Here is a 22171-nt window from a genome sequence, read left to right on the forward strand (position 1 = left end):
AAGTTCTCTTGAAAACCAGGTATTGAGCCTTATATTAATTTAAATATTGTTAGAAAATTATCACGCCACGGCAAATCAATCATATGCTGTAGCAATTATATTTTAGGAGCGCCCATGAAAACCAAATTAAATGAACTGCTTGAGTTCCCTTGCTCATTCACCTACAAAGTGATGGGGTTAGCTCAACCTGAACTAGTGGATCAAGTTATTGAAGTAGTTCAACACCATGCCCCGGGCGATTACTCTCCTGCCGTTAAACCAAGCAGCAAAGGCAATTACCACTCTGTTTCCATTACCATCAATGCGACGCATATTGAACAAGTTGAAACTTTGTATGAGGAATTGGGAGCACTGGAATTGGTACGCGTTGTACTATAATGCGTTAACCGTTATCGATAGCTCCAGAGTTATGCAACTGGGCTGATGTATTGCTGTCGGTTAAACAGACAACAATACATATACTCAATGGATTTCAAGATGCGTCGCGGCGGCAAGGGAGTGAATCCCCAGAGCATAGAAACTCTATTTTCATAATTCTTAAGGTAATTACTGTGCCACTCTTTCCCCTCTTTTATCTGTAGTGAAGGATTATTTTTCTGGGGATAATAGCTTTATACGTTGCTCCGGTGTGTATCACACTCTATACCAAAAGGCTTTGTGAGGGTGCTCAAAAGCGCCAAAATGCTTTTGAGCACAAAATAAGTATTGGGTAAATTTCCAATCGTCCCATTAACATGGCAGCACACATCATCCATTTTGCTATAGGCTTAAGATCACCAAAACCTTGTGCTGTATCACCGTATCCTATCCCCATGTTATTAATACAAGCCGCAACAGTGGCAAATGAAGTCACCAAATTATATCCCAGCAGGTTCAGTGCCCAGATGAAGAAACAGCTGAAAAAGACATAGAGGAAGAAGAACCCCCAGACAGAACGCAACACTCTTTCCTGAACTACAGATTTACCAATTTTAATCGTTGAAATAACATTTGGATGGATGAGCTGGTTAATTTCACTAGCGCTTTGTTTTGCCAATATCATGAAACGAAGAGCTTTAATACCTCCACAAGTTGATCCCACGCACCCCCCAAAAAAGCTCACTGCCAACAACAGCAACATTGTATGGTGAGGCCATTGTTCATAATCAGCAACCGCCAGACCATTATCAGTCATCATGGAACTGCTCATGAAAAAACTATGAACAAACGCATCTTTTATGCCATACATGCCCGAACGGTATAATTCTAACCAAATAATGCCAATTACCACCGCCAGTACCAGTAAGAAAAATCGCAGTTCAGCATTTTTGAGTAATGGTTTTAAGCTCCAACGCGTTAGTGCAACAAAATAGAGTGTAAAGTTGATTGCCGATAATATCGAAAAAATTCCGCCCACCATTTCAATAGCAGAGCTATTGTAGTAACCAAGACTTTCATTGTGGGTAGAAAATCCCCCTAAAGCAACTGTTGAGATCCCATGACAAATAGCATCAAACCACGACATTCCCGCGATCCAGAAACTGATTGAACACAGAGCTCCCAACAACAAATAGATTACCCACAGGCTTTTCGCGCTGTCCGCAAGACGTGGAGTCAATCGTTCTTCTTTGAAGGGACCGGGCATTTCAGATTGATAAAGTTTAGCTCCACCAACTCCCAGTAAAGGCAAGATAGCAACTGCAAGGACGACTACACCCAATCCGCCAATAAAATTGAGCTGAGCACGATAATAGAGCACGGATTTAGGCAAGTCTGCAACATTATTCAGTGCTGTGGCACCTGTGGTAGTGATACCTGAAACCCCTTCAAACATCGCATCTACCAAATTGATGTTTAAATTTTTATCAAGTATAAAAGGCAAGGCACTAAGTAACGAGAACAACAGCCAGAATAATACAATGATCAGAAATCCATCCTGCGTACTGGGCTGGGCTTTAGATTTACGAGTAAGGTACCAACCAATGCCTCCTGTAACCAATCCGATGATAAATGTATCAAAAAAAGCAAAAACATTTTTTTCTTTATAAAACAAAGCCACAAAAATGGGCAACAACATTGAGAGACTGTACAGGAGCACCAGAAAACTACAAAGATGCCCAACAATCAGGAATTGGTTTTTTTTGACCATCTGTTAGCTCAAACAGAGATTAAAGGAAATATTATCGAAATATATAACTATGATAACATAAAATAAAAATATATTCGTCTAATGAACAATATTATTATATTAAGGCATTCTCAAACTGGTGGGAATCATCTTACAGCGTTATACTGGCGGGCACTTTTTGTTAACAAATGATGAAATTCCATTGCAACATAACACCGTTATTTTACGCCAGTTAGGTATTCAGCCTTACAAACCGGTTTCTGATGCCATGCACCAGTTTACCGAACAGCGTACTGCGGAAACACCTGATGAAATCTGGCTTGTTCAACATAAAAAAGTGTTTACGCAAGGTCAGGCCGGTAAAGCCGAGCATGTACTTGCGACCGGTGATATTCCTGTCGTTCAGTCAGATAGGGGAGGGCAAGTCACCTATCATGGCCCCGGACAACAGATCATGTATGTTTTGATTGACTTGAAACGGTCAAAAATTGGGGTTCGTCAATTAGTAACTGCAATCGAAAATACCGTGATCGAAACTCTGGCACATTTTGGCGTGGAAGCGTATGCCCGTCCAGATGCCCCCGGAGTTTATGTCACAGGTAACAAAATATGTTCCCTTGGACTGCGTATCCGAAAAGGATGCTCTTTCCATGGTCTGGCACTGAACATTGCAATGGACTTACGGCCATTTTTGCGCATAAACCCTTGTGGTTATGCAGGAATGCAAATGATCCAACTCAGTGACCTCGTCACCGGAGTGACCATTGAAGCTGTACAACCCGTTCTGGTGGAGAAATTCTGTCAGATCTTGGGATTCCAACTACTCAATGAAAGATGATATAATTTTTTAACATTTTTCAAAAAAATTTGAATTGATTTATTTGCCTTGATATTTTTCTTATAACCATCAGGCAGTAAGTCAAAATCTGAATAATATAACTGGAACCAGCACGATTATGAGTAAACCAATTCAGATGGAACGTGGTGTCAAATACCGTGACGCAGATAAGATAGCTTTGATCCCTGTGAAGACAGTCGCCACAGAACGTGAAGCACTCTTGCGTAAACCTGAGTGGATGAAAATCAAACTTCCTGCGGATTCCAGCCGCATTCAGGGTATCAAGGCTGCAATGCGCAAAAATGGATTGCATTCTGTCTGTGAAGAAGCCTCCTGCCCTAACCTTGCTGAATGTTTTAACCACGGAACAGCCACTTTTATGATCCTTGGCGCCATTTGTACCCGTCGCTGCCCATTCTGTGACGTAGCTCATGGCCGCCCGAATGCACCTGATGCGAATGAGCCTACCAAGCTCGCGCAAACTATCCAGGATATGGGGCTGCGTTATGTCGTTATTACATCTGTTGACCGTGACGACTTGCGTGATGGAGGTGCCCAGCATTTTGCTGACTGTATCACCGCTATTCGTGAAAAAAATCCATCAATTAGGATCGAAACTTTGGTGCCGGATTTCCGCGGTCGCATGGATCATGCACTGGAAATTCTAACCGCCGCTCCTCCCGATGTGTTCAATCACAATTTGGAAAACGTGCCACGAATTTATCGCCAAGTTCGTCCGGGAGCAAACTACAATTGGTCATTGAAACTACTGGAAAAATTCAAAGAAGCGCATCCAGATATCCCGACTAAATCGGGCTTAATGGTAGGATTGGGCGAAACTAACGAAGAAATTATAGAGGTCATGCGAGATTTGCGTAGTCATGGTGTCACTATGCTGACTTTGGGGCAATATTTACAACCAAGCCGCCATCATCTGCCAGTTCAGCGTTATGTCAGCCCTGCTGAATTTGAAGAAATGAAAGAAGCCGCATTAGAAATGGGCTTTACTCATGCTGCATGTGGCCCGTTTGTTCGCTCTTCTTACCATGCTGACTTGCAGGCTAAGGGCATGGAAGTCAAATAATCCGTTGCCACCATCATGATAAATATTGTGTTTGCTGTATTTATCGGTGGTGGCTTGGGTAGCGTGTTACGCTGGCTCATCAGCCTCCGCCTGAACACCCCCTCCTCCTCAATTGCCGTTGGTACGCTGACGGCTAATTGTATTGGTGCGTTTATCATTGGATTGGGTTTGGCCTATTTTAACAAAGCCACACATCTCGATCCGGTTTGGAAACTGATGCTAACTACAGGTTTTTGTGGTGGGCTAACAACCTTTTCCACCTTTTCTGCTGAAGTAGTTTATCTATTGCAGGCAGGAAAAATGGGTTGGGCACTGTTGAGTATTTTGATGAATATAATTGGTTCATTGTTGATGACAACATTTGCTTTTGCGGTGATGAACAAACTTTGATAATGCAGAGCAAGACAAATCTACTGTGGTCAAAATATTACTTGTCTAAAAACTGAAATTTCTAAAATCTAATAAAATAAAAAAACCCGTTATCAAAACGGGTTTTCAGAATATGGGATTCGAAATTAGATTGCGACAACGTTCGCAGCAGATGGGCCTTTCTCGCCCTCAGCAATATCAAACTCTACTTGTTGGCCTTCGGCCAGAGTTTTGAATCCGTTAGACTGAATGGCGGAAAAGTGCACAAAAACATCTTTGCTACCATCCTGTGGAGTGATAAAACCGAATCCTTTAGATTCATTAAACCACTTAACGTTACCTTTAACTTTTGACATCAAAACTTACCTTCAATAAAAAAGACACAAACTTAGCGTCACGTACAGTACACCAAATAATATAGTCCACTGTCTGTAACATAGATCACGAAATATATAACAGAATGTAAAAAAACGTACTTTTCGTTTAGTTACATGGATTGATTTTATACGCTAATGGTGATTTCACAAATAAATTAGCGTTTTATTTCAACTCTGTTTACTTTTCGATTTTCTGCTCTTTTCATGCTCTAGTAGCCATCCTTTGATATCTAGTCCACCGGTATAGCCAACCAATTTACCATCATGCCCAATCACTCGATGACAAGGCACAATTAATGAAATAGGATTGCGTGAATTCGCCATACCGACTGCACGACAATAATTTACCGATCCCAACGTTAGTGCCAATTGTTTATAGCTCCATATTTCGCCATAAGGGATGTTACAAAGCTGCTGCCAGACGCGCTTTTGGAATTCAGTTCCCTGCATACTTAAAGGAACTGTAAAAGTTAGCCGCTTTCCTTTGAAATATTCCTGTAATTCTTTTACACACTGCTTAGTAATAACACTTTTAGATTCTAATTTTTCCTTTTCGTTGACGAAATAGATGCTGGTTACTCCTTCATCGTCCGCACTGATATGTACATAAGGCTTGGGAAATCCTTCTGGAGTATTCAGGTAATGATGATACATAAACTACCTCCATTTAATTTATTATTGAAAATCTCTGTACTAGCCTAAATCTCTCATTCATCAATTTGCAATGATGAATTCGGTTACACATCTGACAATTTGATAAAGAAACCATCGCGCCCTCTGACAATTAAAATTATGGCTTTGCCAATAAGTTATGACACTTTATTTTTAATGTCACCTATTTAAAAAAGATAAAAACACCATATATAGATAAAATTAACACCCCCATCACCATATATAGTATTTATTTCAAAAATGAATTATCTCAATATAATATACGTATGTTAGTTTTTATTACTGATAATAATATATAACACCAAGAAATTTTACTAGAAGTGTTATCATTTATGGCAAACACTGTGGTTTCTACTCAGTAGATTTCAAGTTACAGAACAATAATCAGGGGGAAAATCTCCCGAAAGAGATACACTACACTGGAACTCATTAACCTAATGGAGCAAAAAAGCCAGTTATAGCTAATCATTAAAAGCGTTCACTACAAACTGTGATTAAAATCATATCTCAATTATGGCTCTGGCTTTTCGACAAGGCACATACAACATAGAAATGCCCCTATGTTCCGTTTCTGAAAAGGAAACATTTTTTATCTCTTAAACTGTGAAATGACGAATCAGATCTAAAAAATTTCAACTTGAAGAGCAGTAGCAAAAGTGAAAAACCCTACCAGCAAAATAGAAAATTTGAAGATGAAAGACAAAAGACGAAGGGTGCATTCTCATTTATACAATCATTTAATTATGTAATTATGGATAACTTCTGTAACTTTTGATGGTTGCTGCAATTTTCAGCCTATTTTACATACAGTGAAATACTGCAAAAAAAATAACGCAAGACTTGCAATTCACTTGCTATTTTATCAATCCTTAAATATTCATAACCATATCTATTAACATACTGTTTAATATAAAAATCCACTGACAACTTGGCAATAAAAAATCAATACTCAGAAATAAATACCGATCACTAAATTTCAATTTCTCTCGTTTATTAAATGAATCAGAATAAAAAATAAATATAAAAAACATATTCCATTGTTATATCAATATTTATACACCACCAAAACACCATTTAAAATATTACACATATAATCATATTTAACAACTCTATAAACATATTGCAATGATAATTTAAACTATTAATCTATCAAAAACCTTACTTTATTTATTAATAAATTAATTTATTAACGAAAAAAATTTTATCTAAAAATCAAGTAATAAAGCCTAAGAAATCGATAAAAACTAATGCAATATCACGCATGAAAATAAATCAAAACAATTTATAGTGATAGTTTTTATTTTCTGAAAGATTGAGAAATAATCCAAAAAATGGATTCATTACACCACTAAATGCAATTGAGTAAATATAATTTTCATTAATAATTTCAAATAAAGTGTTGTCAGTATATTTCAATGTGTTAGGGTATATGTTGGTAAAATAGTGCTGGAGCATTCGAAAACAATATATCATCCTAAACAATAGGAAATATTTATTCCATGACCATCAAACTTGAAGTTAAGAATCTCTATAAAATATTTGGTGATAATCCTGAACTTGCATTCAGGCTATTAGCATCCGGTCTCAGCAAAGAACAAATATTCGAAAAAACAGGTCTCACTGTCGGTGTTCAAAATATCAATCTGGTCATTGAAGAAGGCGAAATATTTGTGATTATGGGGTTATCTGGTTCAGGTAAATCCACACTAGTACGTCTTCTCAATCGCCTGATAAAACCTACCAAAGGTCAGGTACTTATCGATAACGAGGATATTTCCACCATCACAGAAACTCGGTTACGGGAAGTTCGCCGCAGTAAAATCAGTATGGTGTTCCAATCATTTGCGCTGATGCCACATTTGAATATTCTAGAGAATACGGCGTTTGGCATGGAGCTTGCTGGCATCCCAAAAGAAGAGCGCCATCAAAAAGCATTTGAAACGCTGAAACAAGTTAATCTGGAAAGCTATGCCCTATCATATCCCGATGAACTTTCCGGTGGTATGCAGCAACGTATTGGGCTAGCCAGAGCTTTGGCCAACAATCCCGATATCCTGTTAATGGATGAGGCCTTTTCAGCCCTCGACCCTCTAATACGTACTGAAATGCAAGACGAACTACTGCGCCTGCAAGGAGAGCACCAACGTACCGTTGTTTTTATTTCCCATGACTTGGATGAAGCTATGCGTATCGGTGATCGCATTGCCATCATGCAAAGCGGCATTGTTGTCCAGGTCGGTACACCTGATGAGATTTTGAATAATCCCGCTAATGATTATGTCAAAACTTTCTTCCGTGGCGTGAATATCAGCCATATCTTCTCAGCAAAAGATATTGCCCGCCGTCGGCCAGAATCACTGCTTCATACCGCCGCAGGTTTTGGCCCCCGCTCTGCATTGAAAGTACTGGATAATGAGGATAGAAATTATGGCTATTTGATAGAAAGAGGCCAAAAGTTTATTGGTGTGGTGTCTGTCAATTCCCTGCAACAAGCATTGACAGAAAAAAAGTCCATTGAACATGCCATATTAGAAGAACCAACTGCCGTTTCGGCAGATATGCCTCTGAATGAATTGATATCCACCGTCGCACAATCTCCCTGCGCAGTTCCTGTCATAGATGACAATGGTCGTTATTTAGGCATCATTTCCAAAGGAATATTGCTACAGGCATTAGATAAGGAGACACCCAATGAACAATAACTCTCCACAAGCAGTCACAGATCTGACTACCGGCAGTGATCCTTGGATGGACAGTGCTACCGCTTCTCCCTCATCAAACTATGATTGGCTGAATACATCTGCAACCGATATTCCTCCAGAACACTTTAATATCATGTCACCTTTTCAGCACAAACTAATTCCGTTTGATTCATGGGTGACCAATATCGTTAATTGGGTTGTCGTACATTTCCGGCCAGTTTTTCAGGTAATTCGTGTCCCTGTAGATTTTATCCTCAGTGGCTTTGAACAATTCCTGATGACATTACCCCCTCCCATTACCATTCTATTTTTCGCATTGCTGGCCTGGCAACTTGCTGGGGCTGGGGTAGGCGCTGTTTCCTTAATTTCATTGATCATAATCGGTGCAATTGGTGCATGGTCAGAAGCGATGATAACAATGGCTCTCGTGCTTACCGCCCTACTGTTCTGTATTATAATCGGACTTCCTCTTGGGATCTGGTTGGCTCGCAATGAACGGCTAGCCAAAATTGTTCGTCCCTTGCTGGACGCTATGCAAACCACCCCCCGCTTTTGTTTATCTCATTCCTATCGTCATGCTGTTTGGTATAGGTAATGTGCCCGGAGTCATGGTCACAATCATTTTTGCTTTTCCTCCCATTATTCGTCTGACCATTTTGGGAATAAAACAAGTTCCATCAGATTTAATTGAGGCCGCCAGATCATTTGGGGCAAGTCCACGACAAATGTTGTTCAAAGTTCAACTTCCGCTGGCGATGCCTACGATTATGGCTGGTGTGAATCAGACATTAATGTTATCGCTTTCCATGGTTGTCATTGCTTCCATGATTGCGGTTGGTGGCTTAGGGCAGATGGTATTGCGCGGTATTGGTCGCCTTGATATAGGGTTAGCATCCGTTGGCGGTACAGGAATTGTTATTCTTGCCATTATCCTTGATCGCCTAACCCAATCTCTGGGAAAAAATAATCGAACCAAAGGAGGCTACTGGTATCACTCTGGGCCAATAGGGCTACTTCGCCTACTTTTTCTCTCAATTCTCCCAATCAGAAAAGAAACTGCCCATCAAAATCAAAATGGTGTCAGTCAAAACAATCCCCTAAAAACGATATCCGACTTGACAAAAAAAGGAGGAAACTATCATGCGCATAACCGCCTTACGCAAAAACCTCATGAATAAGGGGATAATTTTTGGAATACTCCTAATAGCATTCATGGACCTTTCTTTATCATCTGTGGCATCTGCAACTGAACTTCCGGGCAAAGGAATCAGTGTACAGCCTTTGCAAAGTACCATCAGCGAAGAAACGTTTCAGACTTTGATAGTCTGCAAGGCATTGAAAGAACTCGGCTATGATGTCAAACCGATCAAAGAAGTTGATTATAACGTCGCTTATGCTTCCATTGCTGCCAATGATGGCACATTTATGGCCGTCAATTGGGTACCACTCCATAACGCCTCATACAAGGCGGCAGGCGGGGATAATATATTCTACCGCAAGGGAAATTATGTCATAAATGCGGTTCAGGGATATCTGATTGATAAAAAAACGGCAGAAAAATACCACATCACTAATATCGCTCAATTAAAAGATCCTAAACTGGCCAAACTGTTTGATAGCAATGGAGATGGAAAAGCTGATTTAACAGGCTGTAACCCTGGGTGGGGATGCGAAAAAGCGATCAACAATCAATTGAAGGCTTATGGATTGAAAAATACCGTGGAACATAATCAGGGCAATTATGCTGCCATGATGGCTGATACTATTGCCCGTTATCGGGAAGGTAAACCTATCCTCTATTATACGTGGACACCTTACTGGGTTAGCGATGTACTGAAACCCGGAAAAGATGTCGTCTGGCTTCAAGTGCCCTTTTCCGCCCTCGGTGATATAGAAACAATCGATACCCAGTTACCCAATGGCCGTAACTATGGTTTCCCTCCCAGTACCATGCATATTGTGGCAAACAAAGCATGGGCAGATAAGAATCCCGCTGCGGCAAAACTTTTTGCTGTTATGACTCTACCCATTGCTGATATCAATGCTCAAAATCAACATATGCATAGCAATAAAATTTCTGAAGCCGATATTGAACGTCAAGCAGAAGGCTGGATCAAGTCACACCATAAAACAGTAGATCATTGGCTAAAAGCAGCAAGAAAAGCCGCTAATTAAAATGTAAATTGACTTTACCCTCACTCTGTGCTGGATGGTTGTGAAAATATTAATAAAATTCATGGCTATCCAGTGCACATTCTTCATATCACCGCTAATTCCTTTATTCCCAATGGAATTATTTAAATAATTTATATATTTCATATTTTCACTTTCATAATATTTTGTTAAGGTTGTTTTATCTATTAACAAAAAAACAAAATACTCCATGCCAATGCCTGATAAATCTGCACCTGATATGCTAATATCTGATGCATCAGAATCCGATACGGCTCAACCACATAAGGTTTCTTCATTTAAAGAAGGTGTTTTTGATAGTTTTCCTATCGCCATTGGCTATATTCCTATCTCTTTTGCATTTGGCTTAAGTGCCATTAAACTGGGATTTACTCCCATAGAAGCCATCTTTTTTTCATGTGTCATTTATGCTGGAGCCAGCCAGTTTGTTATCACCGCCTTACTGAGTGCAGGAGTGTCATTGTGGATTTCGGCTCTGACCGTAATAGCAATGGATATCCGCCATATTTTGTATGGCCCTGCCTTACGCCATCGCATCAAGCAAGCACTATCGGAAAAGAAAACTGTGATTTGGGCCTTTGGCCTGACAGATGAAGTTTTTGCCGCAGCCACAACTAAACTGATCGAAAACCAACGGAGTTGGAGTGAAAACTGGATGGCCACTATTGCAATATGCTCCTGGTTCTCTTGGGTATTGGGTACCGTAGCAGGCACCGTATTAGGCAATGGTTATCTGAATTCTTATCCCACAGTTGAAGCTGCTATGACATTTATGCTTCCAGCACTATTTTTGAGCTTTTTATTAGCATCGTTCAAAAGACAAAATAGCTACTGTGTTACTGCTGCCTTATTAGGCGCTTTAATGGGAATTACATTCTTTTCAATACCCGTCGCCATTCTTGCAGGAATTATCAGTGGATGTGTAGCAGCACTTCTGCAAACTAAAAATGCACAGTTGAATACAAATACAACACATACAAAGTAAATTATATGATTGATAATAAAATATTTTTCATCGGAATTATTGTAGGCGTAGCCAACTTTTTATTCCGCTACCTTCCTCTGCGTCTAGGAGGTAACCGCTCATCTAGAGGGACAACGGGGAAAATGGGAGTCATACTCGATAGCATTGGTATTGCATCAATTTGCTCACTCCTCATCGTCTCCAGCATTCCTAACGTAATGGAAGAGCACAACAAATTTTTTCCGACTTTAATTGGATGCCTAACCATTTGCCTTTTCTTCTATAAAACCCGAAGCATCATCATCTCTACACTATCTGGTGCCGTGGTTTTTGGTATAATATTCAATATATTTATGAATTAGGTATCAATATTAAAAAAAATATGATGATAACAAATAACTATAATTGCTAAATTTAACTTTTAATATAGTATTTGTATGGTTTTTAACAGAAGTTACTTTACCGGTTGAAACTAATAAGGTATCTAAACAATGGAAAGTTCATTCACTCCCACAGAAGAGTTACTTAATTGCCGCGTAGCACAGCAAAAGAGTCTACCCTATCAAGAGATTTTACTCACTCGCTTATCTATGCATGTCCAGAGTAAACTGCTGGAAAATCGCAATAACATGCTGAAAGCACAAGGAATCAATGAAACCTTGTTTATGGCTCTGATGATTCTGGATACCAAAGACAGTCGTAGCATTCAGCCATCAGAACTTAGTGCTGCATTAGGCTCTTCCCGTACAAATGCAACCCGAATTGCAGATGAATTAGAAAAGCAAGGTTGGATAGAGAGGAAGGAGAGTCATAACGATCGTCGTTGTCTCCATCTTCATCTTACAGATAAAGGTTCAAATTTCCTGAATAGTTTGCTTCCACCTCAGCATGAATGCCTGATCAAACTTTGGTCTATTCTTGATTTGAATGAGAAAGAGCAATTAGAGAAATTGATGAGAAAAATTTTGGGGCAATTAGATAATATTGGGGATTGTTTAAGTAAGTGATTTCCCTTCTTCTGAACAGTTTTGAACTAAGAAAGCATGTTATAGCAACATGATCTAAAAAACTTTTCTGCAAGCCTGTATCATCTGATACTCCATATGGCTGCTATTATCTTCAGATAATATTTAAATCCATACCGTTCACCCTTCCAGTAGTGTAAACACACACTACTGGAAGGGTGTTGTATGGAAGCGAATTGTATCCAGCCGAAACTATACAAGCAATAATCAGTTATAAACAAATGCGGGGACTCTCTATGAGTGTTAGTGAGAAAACACCACTTCCGTCGAGCGCTGAGCCGCTTTCTTTAAGCGAAAAAAATGATGCTGAAAAACAAGATACTGAAAAACAAGGTGCTAAAAAACGGAAACGCCGCAGCATCATTACGTTATTGACGTTACTCTTCCTTTTACTTGGCGCAAGTTATACCGTTTACTGGTTTATCGCTTTACGTTATCAACAAGAGACCGAAAATGCTTATGTCTCTGGCAATAAAGTACAAGTGATGTCGCAAATTACAGGCAGCGTCGTGACTATTAATGTTGACGATACTGATTTTGTGAAAAGTGGTCAGCCCATCGTCCAGCTCGATCCCCGTGATGCCGAATTGGCCTTGAAACGAGCCGAAAATGAATTAGCCAATACTGTCCGGGCTATTCATCAGCATATGGTCGATAGTAAAAGATACCAGGCTATCATTGAGCTGAAAAAAATTGCTCTCAGAAAAGCCCAGAATGACCTTAACCGAAGAGAAGTACTGGGAACCCGAGATTTAATCGGTAAAGAAGAGTTGCAACATATGCGTGAAAACGTTGCTGCTGCTCAAGCCAATCTGGATATCGCAATAGCCCAATATAAAAGCAATCAAGCTATTATTCTGGATACCCCTCTGGAAAAACAGCCAGCCGTTGAAAAAGCAGCTTCAGGCGTTCGTGATGCATGGCTCGCCTTACAGAGAACCAACATTGTCAGCCCTGTTGATGGTTATGTTGCTCGCCGTGGCGTTCAGATAGGTTCCCGTATCAATTCAGGAGCACCATTAATGGCGATCGTACCTGCCAACAATATGTGGATTGAAGCCAATTTCAAAGAAACTCAGCTTGCGAATATGCGGATTGGTCAGCCTGCTAAAATTATCAGCGATTTCTATGGTGATGATGTTATCTATACTGGCAAGGTTGTCGGAATTGATATGGGAACCGGTAGCGCTTTTTCCATATTTCCTGCGCAAAATGCCAGCGGAAACTGGATTAAAGTCGTACAACGCCTGCCAGTCCGTATTGAGCTTGATCCTGAACAATTAAAACAGCATCCCCTGCGGATCGGGTTATCCACAAAAGTCACTGTAGACACTGTGAACACCAATGGAACAGTACTGGCAACAACTGAACGCACTCTCCCTGCCTACCACACCAATGCCTTGACGATCGATATGGCTCCTGTAAACAAAATAGTTACTGACATTATTAATAGTAACTCAGGAAATCAACCTTAAGGAGGAAGCATGGTAACAAGAGAACCGTTTACACGTACGAAACTCGCTCTTCTGACCATTACTCTTTCAATGGCGACTTTCATGCTTGTTCTCGACTCTACCATTGCCAACGTCGCCATACCGACGATTGCAGGTAATCTAGGTGCATCAAGCTCACAGGGAACATGGGTGATTACCTCCTTCGGTGTCGCAAACGCCATTTCCATTCCAATTACCGGTTGGCTGGCGAAGCGCTTTGGTGAAGTGAAGTTGTTCATCTGGTCTACTGCGATTTTTACTCTGTCATCTTGGCTGTGTGGTCTTTCCAACAGCCTCAGCATGTTGATTTTCTTCCGTGTTGTTCAAGGATTGGCGGCTGGCCCCGTACTTCCTCTTTGCCAAAGTTTGCTACTAAATAATTATCCAATAGCTAAACGGAACATGGCATTGGCGCTGTGGTCGGTAATGATCGTGGTTGCTCCCATTTGTGGACCTATCCTTGGCGGCTATATCAGTGACAACTATCATTGGGGATGGATTTTTTTCATCAATATTCCCCTTGGTATCACAATTATCTTTGTCATCACGCAGTTATTGCGCGACCGAGAAACAAAAACAGAAATACGCCCTATTGATATCACTGGGCTTTTTTTGCTGGTGATTGGTATAGGTAGCCTGCAAATTATGCTTGACCAAGGCAAAGAACTTGATTGGTTTCACTCCACAGAGATTATTGTCCTTACTATTATTGCGATTGTCGCACTCATTTTCCTGATCATATGGGAACTGACTGATGACCATCCGATAATCGATCTATCTCTGTTTAAACAACGCAATTTTTCCATTGGTACACTGAGTATTAGCCTCGGTTTCATGATGTACTTTGGTTCAATTGTTTTACTGCCGCAACTGTTGCAAGAAGTTTTCGGCTATACCGCAACTTGGGCTGGCTTTGCAGCCGCACCTGTAGGATTGCTACCACTATTGCTGTCCCCCGTCATTGGTAAATTTAGCCACAAGATAGATATGCGCTATATCGTGACATTCAGTTTCGTCACTTATGCTATTTGTTTCTATTGGCGAGCATATACCTTTGAACCCAGCATGGATTTTGCCGCCGTTGCATGGCCTCAATTTGTTCAGGGGCTTGCCATGGCATGTTTCTTTATGCCACTGACAACTATTACATTATCAGGGCTAGCACCAGAGCGAATGGCCTCGGCTTCCAGCCTGTCAAATTTTACCCGCATACTGTCGGGTTCAATCGGAACATCTCTCACAACTACAATATGGACACAGCGTGAATCCATGCACCATGCCAATTTTGTAGAAAACATCAACCCATATAATCCCAATTATCAACAAATTCATCAGCAGCTCTCTCAACTGGGTATGAATGATGAACAAATCTCAGCTTATCTGGCAAAAGAGATCACACATCAAGGATTGATTATCTCAGCCAATGAAATCTTTTGGCTTTCAGCAGGTGCATTCCTTGTCTTGATCTTATTGATCTGGATGGCAAAACCACCTTTTTCTGCCGGTGGCAAAGATCAGGGAAGAGCGCATTAATTTTATGAAATTAAATTTATTTCATTAAATATACTGTTTTAACGGGAGTACTTACTCCCGTTATGGATCACTGACTAAATAGTCAGGGCCAATTAATAATGGAGATTAAACTATCTCTTTCTGTTTTGTATAAAAAATTATACTTTATTCTGGCGCCACCATTCCGCCAGCATAATACCTGTTGCAACAGAAACGTTCAGGCTCTCCACCCGACCAGTTCCACCGATGGAAAGGCGGATGTCGCCATCTTCCCAAGTACTGTCACTTAATCCGTCACTTTCCTGACCTAATACCAAGACCATTTTTTCCGGTAATGTTGCTTGTGCCAGTGTTGTGCTACCTTTATGACTTGATGTAGTCACAATGGTGTAACCCTCATTGCGGAATTTACTCAGCGTAGCCGTGAACCCATCAGCATCAATGCCTTTGATGTGTTCAGCACCACCTTCGGCTGTACGAACAGCCGCACCTGATTCCAGCATCGACGTATCCTGCAAAATCACACCCTGCACGCCAAAATGCGCACAACTACGCATGATTGCTCCAAGATTATGTGGGTTGCCCACGTTTTCCAATGCCAACACACAATCTTTCGCTGGAGCCTGCTGTAAATAAGTTTCCGCATCCAAGCTATTGCGTTTCTTTATCAGGAAACATACGCCACCGTGGTGCTCTGTGCCTGATGCCTTAGATAATTCTTCATCGTCAACCACATGGTAAGCTTTACGATTTGCCGCCATCCATTTCAGTGCATTGCGAAAACGCGGGGTGACTGATTGAACAAACCAAGCCCGAACAATCGCATCAGGACGGTTCTGGAACATTGCCTGACAAGCATTTTCCCCATAGATACGGGTTTCTTCCAAACGCTGGCGACGAAGCTGTTCAGGATCAATATAACTTTTGCCACTAATACCACTATGCTCCGGCTTTAAAAATTCTCCCTCAGGACGAGAGATCGTTTTCCACGGAGAACTATCGCTTGAACGTGCCGGACGATCATGGTCACGACGACGATCACCCTGCTCACGCCCTTTGCCAAACGGACGTTTATCATTTTTACGGTTGTCACTGTTTTTACGGCGATCACCGCCTTTACGGTTATCGTTATTGTCCTCACTGCGGACATACATTACTTTGACTTTGCCGCTCTTACCACTATAGGAATCGTTCATTTATTTCTCCAACTACGTTATGGCGCGAAGATTACCCGATGTACGCGCCCGAAGCTACCTCTGGCAACGACAATCCATTAAAATATCCGCTAATTTTTTTACTGGCTTTATCCACAAACATGTTTGAGTTCTTAAATGAGAAATAACAACGCCGTTTATCAGCTTTGCCAACATCGCCTTGCCCGTTCTACCCGCCCTTTTCAGGCAAGAGGTTGTCGGGTACAGCGTTGCCTGTATTGTTTATTACCCCAAAAAAAATGCCTGTGTGAAATGGTTTCACCTGCAAATGCGGTAAGTCGCTTCTGTCTCATCATGTTTGATACTGAACCAATGAAACCCAGTAATACCGGAAAGTTGATTGCAGATATTCTGCCCGATACACACGCTTTTCTCTGGTCCAGAACCGAGCCAGATCAACAACTGCTTGAAGTGTTGCGCGATCCAACCCGACAACCTTATCTGATCTTTCCGGACAGTTATGCCACACCTCCTCGGACGGTGTATCAGAAGATCCCTGATAACCAGAAACCACCCCTGCTCATTATATTGGATGGTACTTGGCCCGAAGCAAGAAAAATGTTTCGCAAAAGCCCATATTTGGATGATATTCCGCTGTTATCTATTAATCGCATTGCCAAAATGGATTATTTACTTCGGGTTCCTTCCAGAACAGAGCAGCATTGTACTGCCGAAGTCGCGGCGGCGGCACTAGAATTGGCAGGGGATGTTGAAGCGTCACAATCATTATTAAGCCATTTCAATCATTTTCGTGAACAATATCTGGCAGGAAAATCTAATCATCTGTAGGAATAAGTCACAGTAATGCTTGACAAGCCGCGCTAAAGTGACTGATGGTAGTCAAAGTTATTCATAGTAATTGTTTAATCAACAGTGATTGTTTATTGATGTAATAACTGATGAGGAATCCCAAAAATGAGCCAGCGCGGACTTGAAGCATTATTACACCCTAAATCTATCGCCGTTATTGGTGCTTCTGAAAAGCCAGAAAAAGCCAGCTCAATGTTGATGCGAAATTTGCTGATGGGGGGGTTTACAGGACCGATTCTCCCCGTCACACCAAACAAATCTGCTGTTCTAGGGGTGTTAGCTTATCCTTCAATTGATAAATTACCCTTGACTCCCGATTTAGCAGTGATCTGCACTCACCACAGCCGCAATTTGTCTTTGCTGGAGCAACTGACCCAACATGGCTGCAAGACCGTGATTATTTTATCCTCGCCACCAACACAATTTACTGAATTGAAACAATACGGCCAAAAACATCATATTCGAATTCTGGGACCAAATAGCCTTGGCATTCTGGCACCTTGGTGTGGGCTGAATGCCAGTTTTTCACCCATCCCCATTCTTAAGGGGAAACTAGCTTTTATTTCGCAATCAGCAGCAATATCAAACACAATTCTGGACTGGGCAAATCATCGCAATATTGGTTTTTCGTATTTTATTGCTTTGGGAGACAGTGTTGATATTGATATCGATGACCTGCTTGACTTTTTGGCAAGAGACAGTAAGACCAGTGCCATTTTGTTACACCTCGAACACATCAGTGATGCCCGACGTTTTCTTTCAGCCTCCCGAAGCGCTTCACGCAATAAACCCATTCTGGTCGTGAAAAGCAGCCGTACCCGAAAAGCTCAGCAGTTATTGGGAGAACAACAAAATTTTGATGCTGCTTATGACGCTGCTATTCAACGTGCCGGATTGCTACGTGTACAGGATACGCATGAAATGTTTTCCGCAGTGGAAACATTGAGTTTTATGCGTCCATTGCGCGGGGAACGTTTATTAATCGTCAGTAATGGTGCAGCACCAGCGGCAATGGCGCTGGATGAGTTACTCAGGAGAACTGGCAAACTCGCTATGTTAGGCGAGGAAACACTCAATCGATTATCTGGTATCTTGCCCAATACCTTTATTTTACGTAATCCATTAGATATCGGTGATGACTCCTCAACCGAACAGTATATTACTGCACTCAAACTACTTTTGGATAACCACGATTATGATGCCTTGCTGCTAATCCATTCTCCTTGTGCCATATCCCACAGCCAAACGACAGCAGTTCGGGTCATACAGATCATTAAAGAACATCCTCGTGGAAAATGGATCACCATTTTTACTAATTGGTGCGGAGAATATTCTTCATTAGAAGCTCGACGCTTGTTCAGTGAAGCCGGTATTCCTACTTATCGGACGCCTGAAGGAGCTATTACCGCATTTATGCATATGGTGGAGTATCAACGAAACCAAAAACAGCTAAAAGAAACACCATCCTTACCAATTGGCATTACATCAAATACGGCACGAGCCCATGAATGTATACAACATGCCCTTGATAACGGGCATGTCTGGCTGGATACCCATGAAGTACAACCTATCGTTGATGCTTATGGTTTAAATACTTTGCCGACTTGGATCGCTCATACCAGTGATGATGCAGTCAATATTGCAGAAAAAATTGGCTACCCTGTGGCATTAAAACTCCGCTCACCAGATATTCCACATAAATCAGAAGTTCAGGGAGTAATGCTTTATTTACGTAATGCCCATGAAGTGAAGACAGCAGCACAAGCGATTATTGAACGTGTCAAACAAAACTTCCCACAAGCCAGAATTCATGGATTGCTAGTACAAAGCATGGCTAACCGGGCTGGTGCACAAGAGTTGAGGATTTCTATTGAACAAGACGAGATATTTGGCCCTTTAATCATGCTGGGAGAAGGGGGAATTGATTGGGTACATGAAACACAGGCAGCGGTCGCCCTTCCTCCCCTTAATATGGCATTAGCCCGTTATCTGGTTATTCAGGCAATTAAGAGTGGCAAAATAAAATCTAGTGGCTCAATTTTACCTCTGGATATTCTCGCCCTCAGTCAATTATTGGTCAGAGTATCCAATCTTCTGATCGACTGCCCTCAAATTATTCGCATGAATATCCATCCACTGCTTGCATCAGGCAATGAGTTCACTCTATTGGATGTGACAATGGAATTGATGCCAGTAACGGGCGATCCTCGCAAAAGACTTGCTATCCGGCCTTATCCCAATGAGCTGGAAGAAACTATCTACATAAAAGATGATCTTGAGTGTTTACTACGACCAATCCTGCCGGAAGATGAACCATTGTTGAAAGAATTTATCGGTCAAGTGACGAAAGAAGATCTTTATTACCGTTATTTCAGTAAAATCAGCGAGTTTACTCATGATGATCTCGCAAACATGACTCAAATTGACTATGACCGAGAAATGGCATTTGTGGCGATCCGCCATCCAACAACAACACCTGAAATTATTGGTGTTGCTCGTGCCATGGCCGATCCCGATAATATCGAAGCAGAGTTTGCGATATTAGTCCGATCAGATCTCAAGGGAATTACATTAGGCTATCAGCTTATGACTAAGTTGATTCACTACACAAGGGAACATGGTATTCAGGCACTAACAGCCATCACTATGCCTGAAAACCGTAATATGATTCAACTGGCGAAAAAACTTGGATTTACCATTGATATACAGTTAGAAGACGGCATTGTTAATCTTATGTTGAAACTCTAACAACAATAAATTCAGCATATATCTCATGATGAACATCTCGGATAATAATAAATTCTCACTTCGTGATAAATCGCACAGAGTTAGACCAATCATCTCAGGAAAATTAATTCATACTCACAATGAACGAAACTAATGGTATTATCGTCAATTCATTTTTATTCATACACCTTATGATGGTATTGACTCCATCTAAACTAAGAGAAAAAACGCACTGTGATGTTGTCCATATTTAAGCAAGCAAAACACCAACAACACCTTGCACAACTGCCTAAGCTACCGCAGTCAGTTGCTGACATTGAAACACTTTATCAAACTAAAGTGTTTCGCAGCGCCTTACTAGAGCACATTGCAAATGCCCAAAAACATATTTATATCGCTGCATTATATTTAGAAAATGATGATGCCGGATGGGATATTCTGACTGCGCTATATGTTGCAAAAAAAAATCGCCCCGAATTGGATATCAAAATTCTGGTTGATTGGCATCGTGCTCAACGTGGCCGGATTGGTGTAGCAGCTGCGGCAACAAATGCAGATTGGTACTGTTCCATGACTGAAAGATACCCTAGTGTTAATATTCCTATTTTGGGTGTTCCTGTGAATACACGTGAAGCGCTGGGGGTTTTACATCTAAAAGGGTTCATCTTTGATGATACGGTTATTTATAGCGGAGCCAGCATTAATGATGTCTATCTGCACCGTTATGAAAAATATCGTTATGATCGTTATCATATATTGCATAATGCAAAACTTGCCGCAGTCATGAAGCAATTTATTGATGACAGTATTATTAGTGCTGAAGCCGTAAAGAATTTGGCCAGCTACAATCGTCCTCGTAGTCTTGAAATTAAAGGTTTGATCCGTCAATTTCGTGCTTCATTGAGAAATTCCGAATATCACGTTGAAAATCAAGCATCAAATGAAGAATTAGCGGTAACCCCTCTTGTTGGGTTGGGAAAAAAGAACCTACTGAACAAAACCATTTATCATCTCATGTCTTGTACCGAAGATAAGTTGGTTATCTGTACACCTTATTTCAATTTACCGGCAGTGCTGGTGCGAACAATATCTCGGCTACTCCGTCAAAGAAAACAAGTTGAGATTATCATTGGAGACAAAACAGCCAATGATTTCTATATTCCACCAGAAGAACCATTTAAGATCATCGGTGCATTGCCTTATCTGTATGAAATTAATTTGCGTCGTTTTGCTAGTCGATTGCAAAAATTTATCGATAGCCAGCAATTAACTATCCGGTTATGGAAAGACCAAGATAATACTTATCACTTAAAAGGGATCTGGATTGATAATAAATGGCAATTAATTACTGGTAATAATCTTAATCCTCGTGCGTGGGGGTTGGATCTGGAAAATGCCATTCTTATCCACGATCCCCATCAAGAGATGAAAGAACAACGTACAATGGAGCTAGATTGCATCCGTACTCATACCAAAATTATTTATAATTATCAAGAAATTGAAAATATCCAACTCTATCCTATTAAGGTAAGAAAACTAATACGACGTTTACGCCGTATTAGAGTAGACCGACTAATCAATAGGATACTGTAAAATAGACAATTAGTTGATAATTATTGTCTTTTTGATCCCCTCTCGCTATTGCCTGAGGGGGTTTTTGTATCTTACCTAGCAAACAGCTATGATTTTAAAAGATAAAGCACAACATTCCTTATTTTCTGCAATCGTAGCTGCCGCAGGAAATTCTTATGGTGATCGTCAAAATTGGGGACATCGTGAAAGTGCGCAACTTAGTGTATTACTATCACAGTATTGGTACAGCAAAAGAACTATATGATAGCCGACCATCAGGAACAGGCTGGAGTTGGCATGATATTGCTTATGATATAGCAGGAGCGATAGCTGGTTATAGTTTATACTAGTCCATGAAGTAATTTTTTAATCCCAAACGCAAAAAAGCCACCCGTGACCGGATGGCTTTTCTGTCTGATTGACTGTCTGGCAGTGTCCTACTCTCACATGGGGAGGCCCCACACTACCATCGGCGCTACGGTGTTTCACTGCTGAGTTCGGCATGGGGTCAG

At 40.9% G+C, this 22171-nt stretch carries 18 protein-coding genes, 1 rRNA gene and 2 pseudogenes; 16 read left to right on the forward strand and 5 right to left on the reverse strand.

Annotated elements, in window-relative coordinates; translation table 11 throughout:
• Nucleotides 1–114: 114 nt before the first annotated feature.
• Complete coding sequence (gene ybeD / locus BM135_RS04250) at nucleotides 115–378, forward strand: DUF493 family protein YbeD (RefSeq protein ID WP_092518142.1); 264 nt, start codon at nucleotides 115–117, stop codon at nucleotides 376–378.
• A gap of 289 nt (nucleotides 379–667) precedes the next feature.
• Here ybeD and BM135_RS04255 read toward each other — a convergent pair whose 3' ends face one another.
• Nucleotides 668–2128 carry a TrkH family potassium uptake protein gene (locus BM135_RS04255; protein WP_092518143.1) on the reverse strand — a complete coding sequence of 487 codons (1461 nt, stop codon included), beginning with the start codon at nucleotides 2126–2128 and terminating at the stop codon, nucleotides 668–670.
• Nucleotides 2129–2309: 181 nt separating this feature from the next.
• On the opposite strand from BM135_RS04255, the gene lipB reads away from it, so the two are divergent.
• From lipB to crcB, 3 genes are all read left to right on the forward strand, one after another.
• Nucleotides 2310–2945, forward strand: a complete 636-nt coding sequence (lipB, locus tag BM135_RS04260) for a lipoyl(octanoyl) transferase LipB (protein WP_092518188.1) — start codon at nucleotides 2310–2312, stop codon at nucleotides 2943–2945.
• A 118-nt stretch (nucleotides 2946–3063) separates the two neighbouring features.
• Nucleotides 3064–4029 (forward strand): lipoyl synthase, encoded by a 966-nt coding sequence (lipA, locus tag BM135_RS04265; protein ID WP_092518144.1) that lies wholly within the window; start codon nucleotides 3064–3066, stop codon nucleotides 4027–4029.
• A gap of 15 nt (nucleotides 4030–4044) precedes the next feature.
• Nucleotides 4045–4419, forward strand: coding sequence for a fluoride efflux transporter CrcB (crcB, locus tag BM135_RS04270; RefSeq protein ID WP_092518145.1), 375 nt, complete (start codon nucleotides 4045–4047; stop codon nucleotides 4417–4419).
• 125 nt (nucleotides 4420–4544) lie between these two features.
• Here crcB and cspE read toward each other — a convergent pair whose 3' ends face one another.
• Both cspE and BM135_RS04280 read right to left on the reverse strand, forming a co-directional pair.
• Nucleotides 4545–4754 carry a transcription antiterminator/RNA stability regulator CspE gene (gene cspE / locus BM135_RS04275; protein ID WP_092518147.1) on the reverse strand — a complete coding sequence of 70 codons (210 nt, stop codon included), beginning with the start codon at nucleotides 4752–4754 and terminating at the stop codon, nucleotides 4545–4547.
• Between the two features lie 189 nt (nucleotides 4755–4943).
• The gene (locus tag BM135_RS04280) at nucleotides 4944–5429 is read right to left on the reverse strand and encodes a methylated-DNA--[protein]-cysteine S-methyltransferase (RefSeq protein WP_092518149.1); all 486 of its coding nucleotides are present in this window, start codon (nucleotides 5427–5429) and stop codon (nucleotides 4944–4946) included.
• 1517 nt (nucleotides 5430–6946) lie between these two features.
• On the opposite strand from BM135_RS04280, the gene proV reads away from it, so the two are divergent.
• The 8 genes and pseudogenes from proV to emrB all read left to right on the forward strand — a co-directional run bounded on the left by proV (nucleotide 6947) and on the right by emrB (nucleotide 15357).
• A complete protein-coding gene (gene proV, locus BM135_RS04290) occupies nucleotides 6947–8149 on the forward strand; it encodes a glycine betaine/L-proline ABC transporter ATP-binding protein ProV (protein ID WP_092518153.1) in 1203 nt (400 codons plus the stop codon).
• Nucleotides 8139–9180: pseudogene (gene proW, locus BM135_RS04295) on the forward strand (glycine betaine/L-proline ABC transporter permease ProW); the annotation flags it as partial. The gene proV and the pseudogene proW, both read left to right, overlap by 11 nt.
• A 181-nt stretch (nucleotides 9181–9361) precedes the next feature.
• On the forward strand, nucleotides 9362–10324 hold the full coding sequence (proX, locus tag BM135_RS04300; RefSeq protein ID WP_422646138.1) for a glycine betaine/L-proline ABC transporter substrate-binding protein ProX: 963 nt from the start codon (nucleotides 9362–9364) through the stop codon (nucleotides 10322–10324).
• A gap of 208 nt (nucleotides 10325–10532) precedes the next feature.
• Nucleotides 10533–11327, forward strand: coding sequence for an AzlC family ABC transporter permease (locus BM135_RS04305; RefSeq protein ID WP_092518154.1), 795 nt, complete (start codon nucleotides 10533–10535; stop codon nucleotides 11325–11327).
• 8 nt (nucleotides 11328–11335) lie between these two features.
• Nucleotides 11336–11668: an L-valine transporter subunit YgaH gene (gene ygaH / locus BM135_RS04310; RefSeq protein ID WP_422646140.1), complete on the forward strand. Its 333-nt coding sequence runs from the start codon at nucleotides 11336–11338 to the stop codon at nucleotides 11666–11668.
• Between the two features lie 129 nt (nucleotides 11669–11797).
• Complete coding sequence (gene mprA / locus BM135_RS04315) at nucleotides 11798–12313, forward strand: transcriptional repressor MprA (RefSeq protein ID WP_092518158.1); 516 nt, start codon at nucleotides 11798–11800, stop codon at nucleotides 12311–12313.
• A 254-nt stretch (nucleotides 12314–12567) separates the two neighbouring features.
• Nucleotides 12568–13806, forward strand: coding sequence for a multidrug efflux MFS transporter periplasmic adaptor subunit EmrA (gene emrA / locus BM135_RS04320; protein WP_092518159.1), 1239 nt, complete (start codon nucleotides 12568–12570; stop codon nucleotides 13804–13806).
• A 9-nt stretch (nucleotides 13807–13815) separates the two neighbouring features.
• A complete protein-coding gene (gene emrB / locus BM135_RS04325; RefSeq protein ID WP_092518160.1) occupies nucleotides 13816–15357 on the forward strand; it encodes a multidrug efflux MFS transporter permease subunit EmrB in 1542 nt (513 codons plus the stop codon).
• Nucleotides 15358–15494: 137 nt separating this feature from the next.
• On the opposite strand, the gene BM135_RS04330 is transcribed toward emrB, so the two are convergent.
• The gene (locus BM135_RS04330) at nucleotides 15495–16532 is read right to left on the reverse strand and encodes a tRNA/rRNA methyltransferase (RefSeq protein WP_092518161.1); all 1038 of its coding nucleotides are present in this window, start codon (nucleotides 16530–16532) and stop codon (nucleotides 15495–15497) included.
• Nucleotides 16533–16667: 135 nt separating this feature from the next.
• On the opposite strand from BM135_RS04330, the gene BM135_RS04335 reads away from it, so the two are divergent.
• The 4 genes and pseudogenes from BM135_RS04335 to BM135_RS04350 form a co-directional block, all read left to right on the forward strand.
• On the forward strand, nucleotides 16668–17339 hold the full coding sequence (locus tag BM135_RS04335) for a tRNA-uridine aminocarboxypropyltransferase (protein WP_092518162.1): 672 nt from the start codon (nucleotides 16668–16670) through the stop codon (nucleotides 17337–17339).
• Nucleotides 17340–17465: 126 nt separating this feature from the next.
• Nucleotides 17466–20108: a bifunctional acetate--CoA ligase family protein/GNAT family N-acetyltransferase gene (locus BM135_RS04340; RefSeq protein WP_175485949.1), complete on the forward strand. Its 2643-nt coding sequence runs from the start codon at nucleotides 17466–17468 to the stop codon at nucleotides 20106–20108.
• 213 nt (nucleotides 20109–20321) lie between these two features.
• On the forward strand, nucleotides 20322–21680 hold the full coding sequence (gene pssA, locus BM135_RS04345; RefSeq protein ID WP_092518170.1) for a CDP-diacylglycerol--serine O-phosphatidyltransferase: 1359 nt from the start codon (nucleotides 20322–20324) through the stop codon (nucleotides 21678–21680).
• 97 nt (nucleotides 21681–21777) lie between these two features.
• Nucleotides 21778–22009 (forward strand): annotated as a pseudogene (locus BM135_RS04350) (YfiM family protein); the annotation flags it as partial.
• A gap of 74 nt (nucleotides 22010–22083) precedes the next feature.
• On the opposite strand, the gene rrf reads toward BM135_RS04350, so the two are convergent.
• Nucleotides 22084–22171: ribosomal RNA gene (rrf, locus tag BM135_RS17890) — 5S ribosomal RNA — on the reverse strand; the annotation flags it as partial.

The organism is Xenorhabdus japonica (genome assembly GCF_900115195.1).
Classification (GTDB): Bacteria; Pseudomonadota; Gammaproteobacteria; order Enterobacterales; family Enterobacteriaceae; genus Xenorhabdus; species Xenorhabdus japonica.

Coding starts and splice junctions, on each gene's coding strand:
- ybeD (WP_092518142.1), top strand. CDS start 115: ATGAAAACCAAATTAAATGAACTGCTTGAGTTCCCTTGCTCATTCACC.
- BM135_RS04255 (WP_092518143.1), bottom strand. CDS start 2,128: ATGGTCAAAAAAAACCAATTCCTGATTGTTGGGCATCTTTGTAGTTTT.
- lipA (WP_092518144.1), top strand. CDS start 3,064: ATGAGTAAACCAATTCAGATGGAACGTGGTGTCAAATACCGTGACGCA.
- crcB (WP_092518145.1), top strand. CDS start 4,045: ATGATAAATATTGTGTTTGCTGTATTTATCGGTGGTGGCTTGGGTAGC.
- cspE (WP_092518147.1), bottom strand. CDS start 4,754: ATGTCAAAAGTTAAAGGTAACGTTAAGTGGTTTAATGAATCTAAAGGA.
- BM135_RS04280 (WP_092518149.1), bottom strand. CDS start 5,429: ATGTATCATCATTACCTGAATACTCCAGAAGGATTTCCCAAGCCTTAT.
- proV (WP_092518153.1), top strand. CDS start 6,947: ATGACCATCAAACTTGAAGTTAAGAATCTCTATAAAATATTTGGTGAT.
- proX (WP_422646138.1), top strand. CDS start 9,362: ATGGACCTTTCTTTATCATCTGTGGCATCTGCAACTGAACTTCCGGGC.
- BM135_RS04305 (WP_092518154.1), top strand. CDS start 10,533: ATGCCAATGCCTGATAAATCTGCACCTGATATGCTAATATCTGATGCA.
- mprA (WP_092518158.1), top strand. CDS start 11,798: ATGGAAAGTTCATTCACTCCCACAGAAGAGTTACTTAATTGCCGCGTA.
- emrA (WP_092518159.1), top strand. CDS start 12,568: ATGAGTGTTAGTGAGAAAACACCACTTCCGTCGAGCGCTGAGCCGCTT.
- emrB (WP_092518160.1), top strand. CDS start 13,816: ATGGTAACAAGAGAACCGTTTACACGTACGAAACTCGCTCTTCTGACC.
- BM135_RS04330 (WP_092518161.1), bottom strand. CDS start 16,532: ATGAACGATTCCTATAGTGGTAAGAGCGGCAAAGTCAAAGTAATGTAT.
- BM135_RS04335 (WP_092518162.1), top strand. CDS start 16,668: ATGAGAAATAACAACGCCGTTTATCAGCTTTGCCAACATCGCCTTGCC.
- BM135_RS04340 (WP_175485949.1), top strand. CDS start 17,466: ATGAGCCAGCGCGGACTTGAAGCATTATTACACCCTAAATCTATCGCC.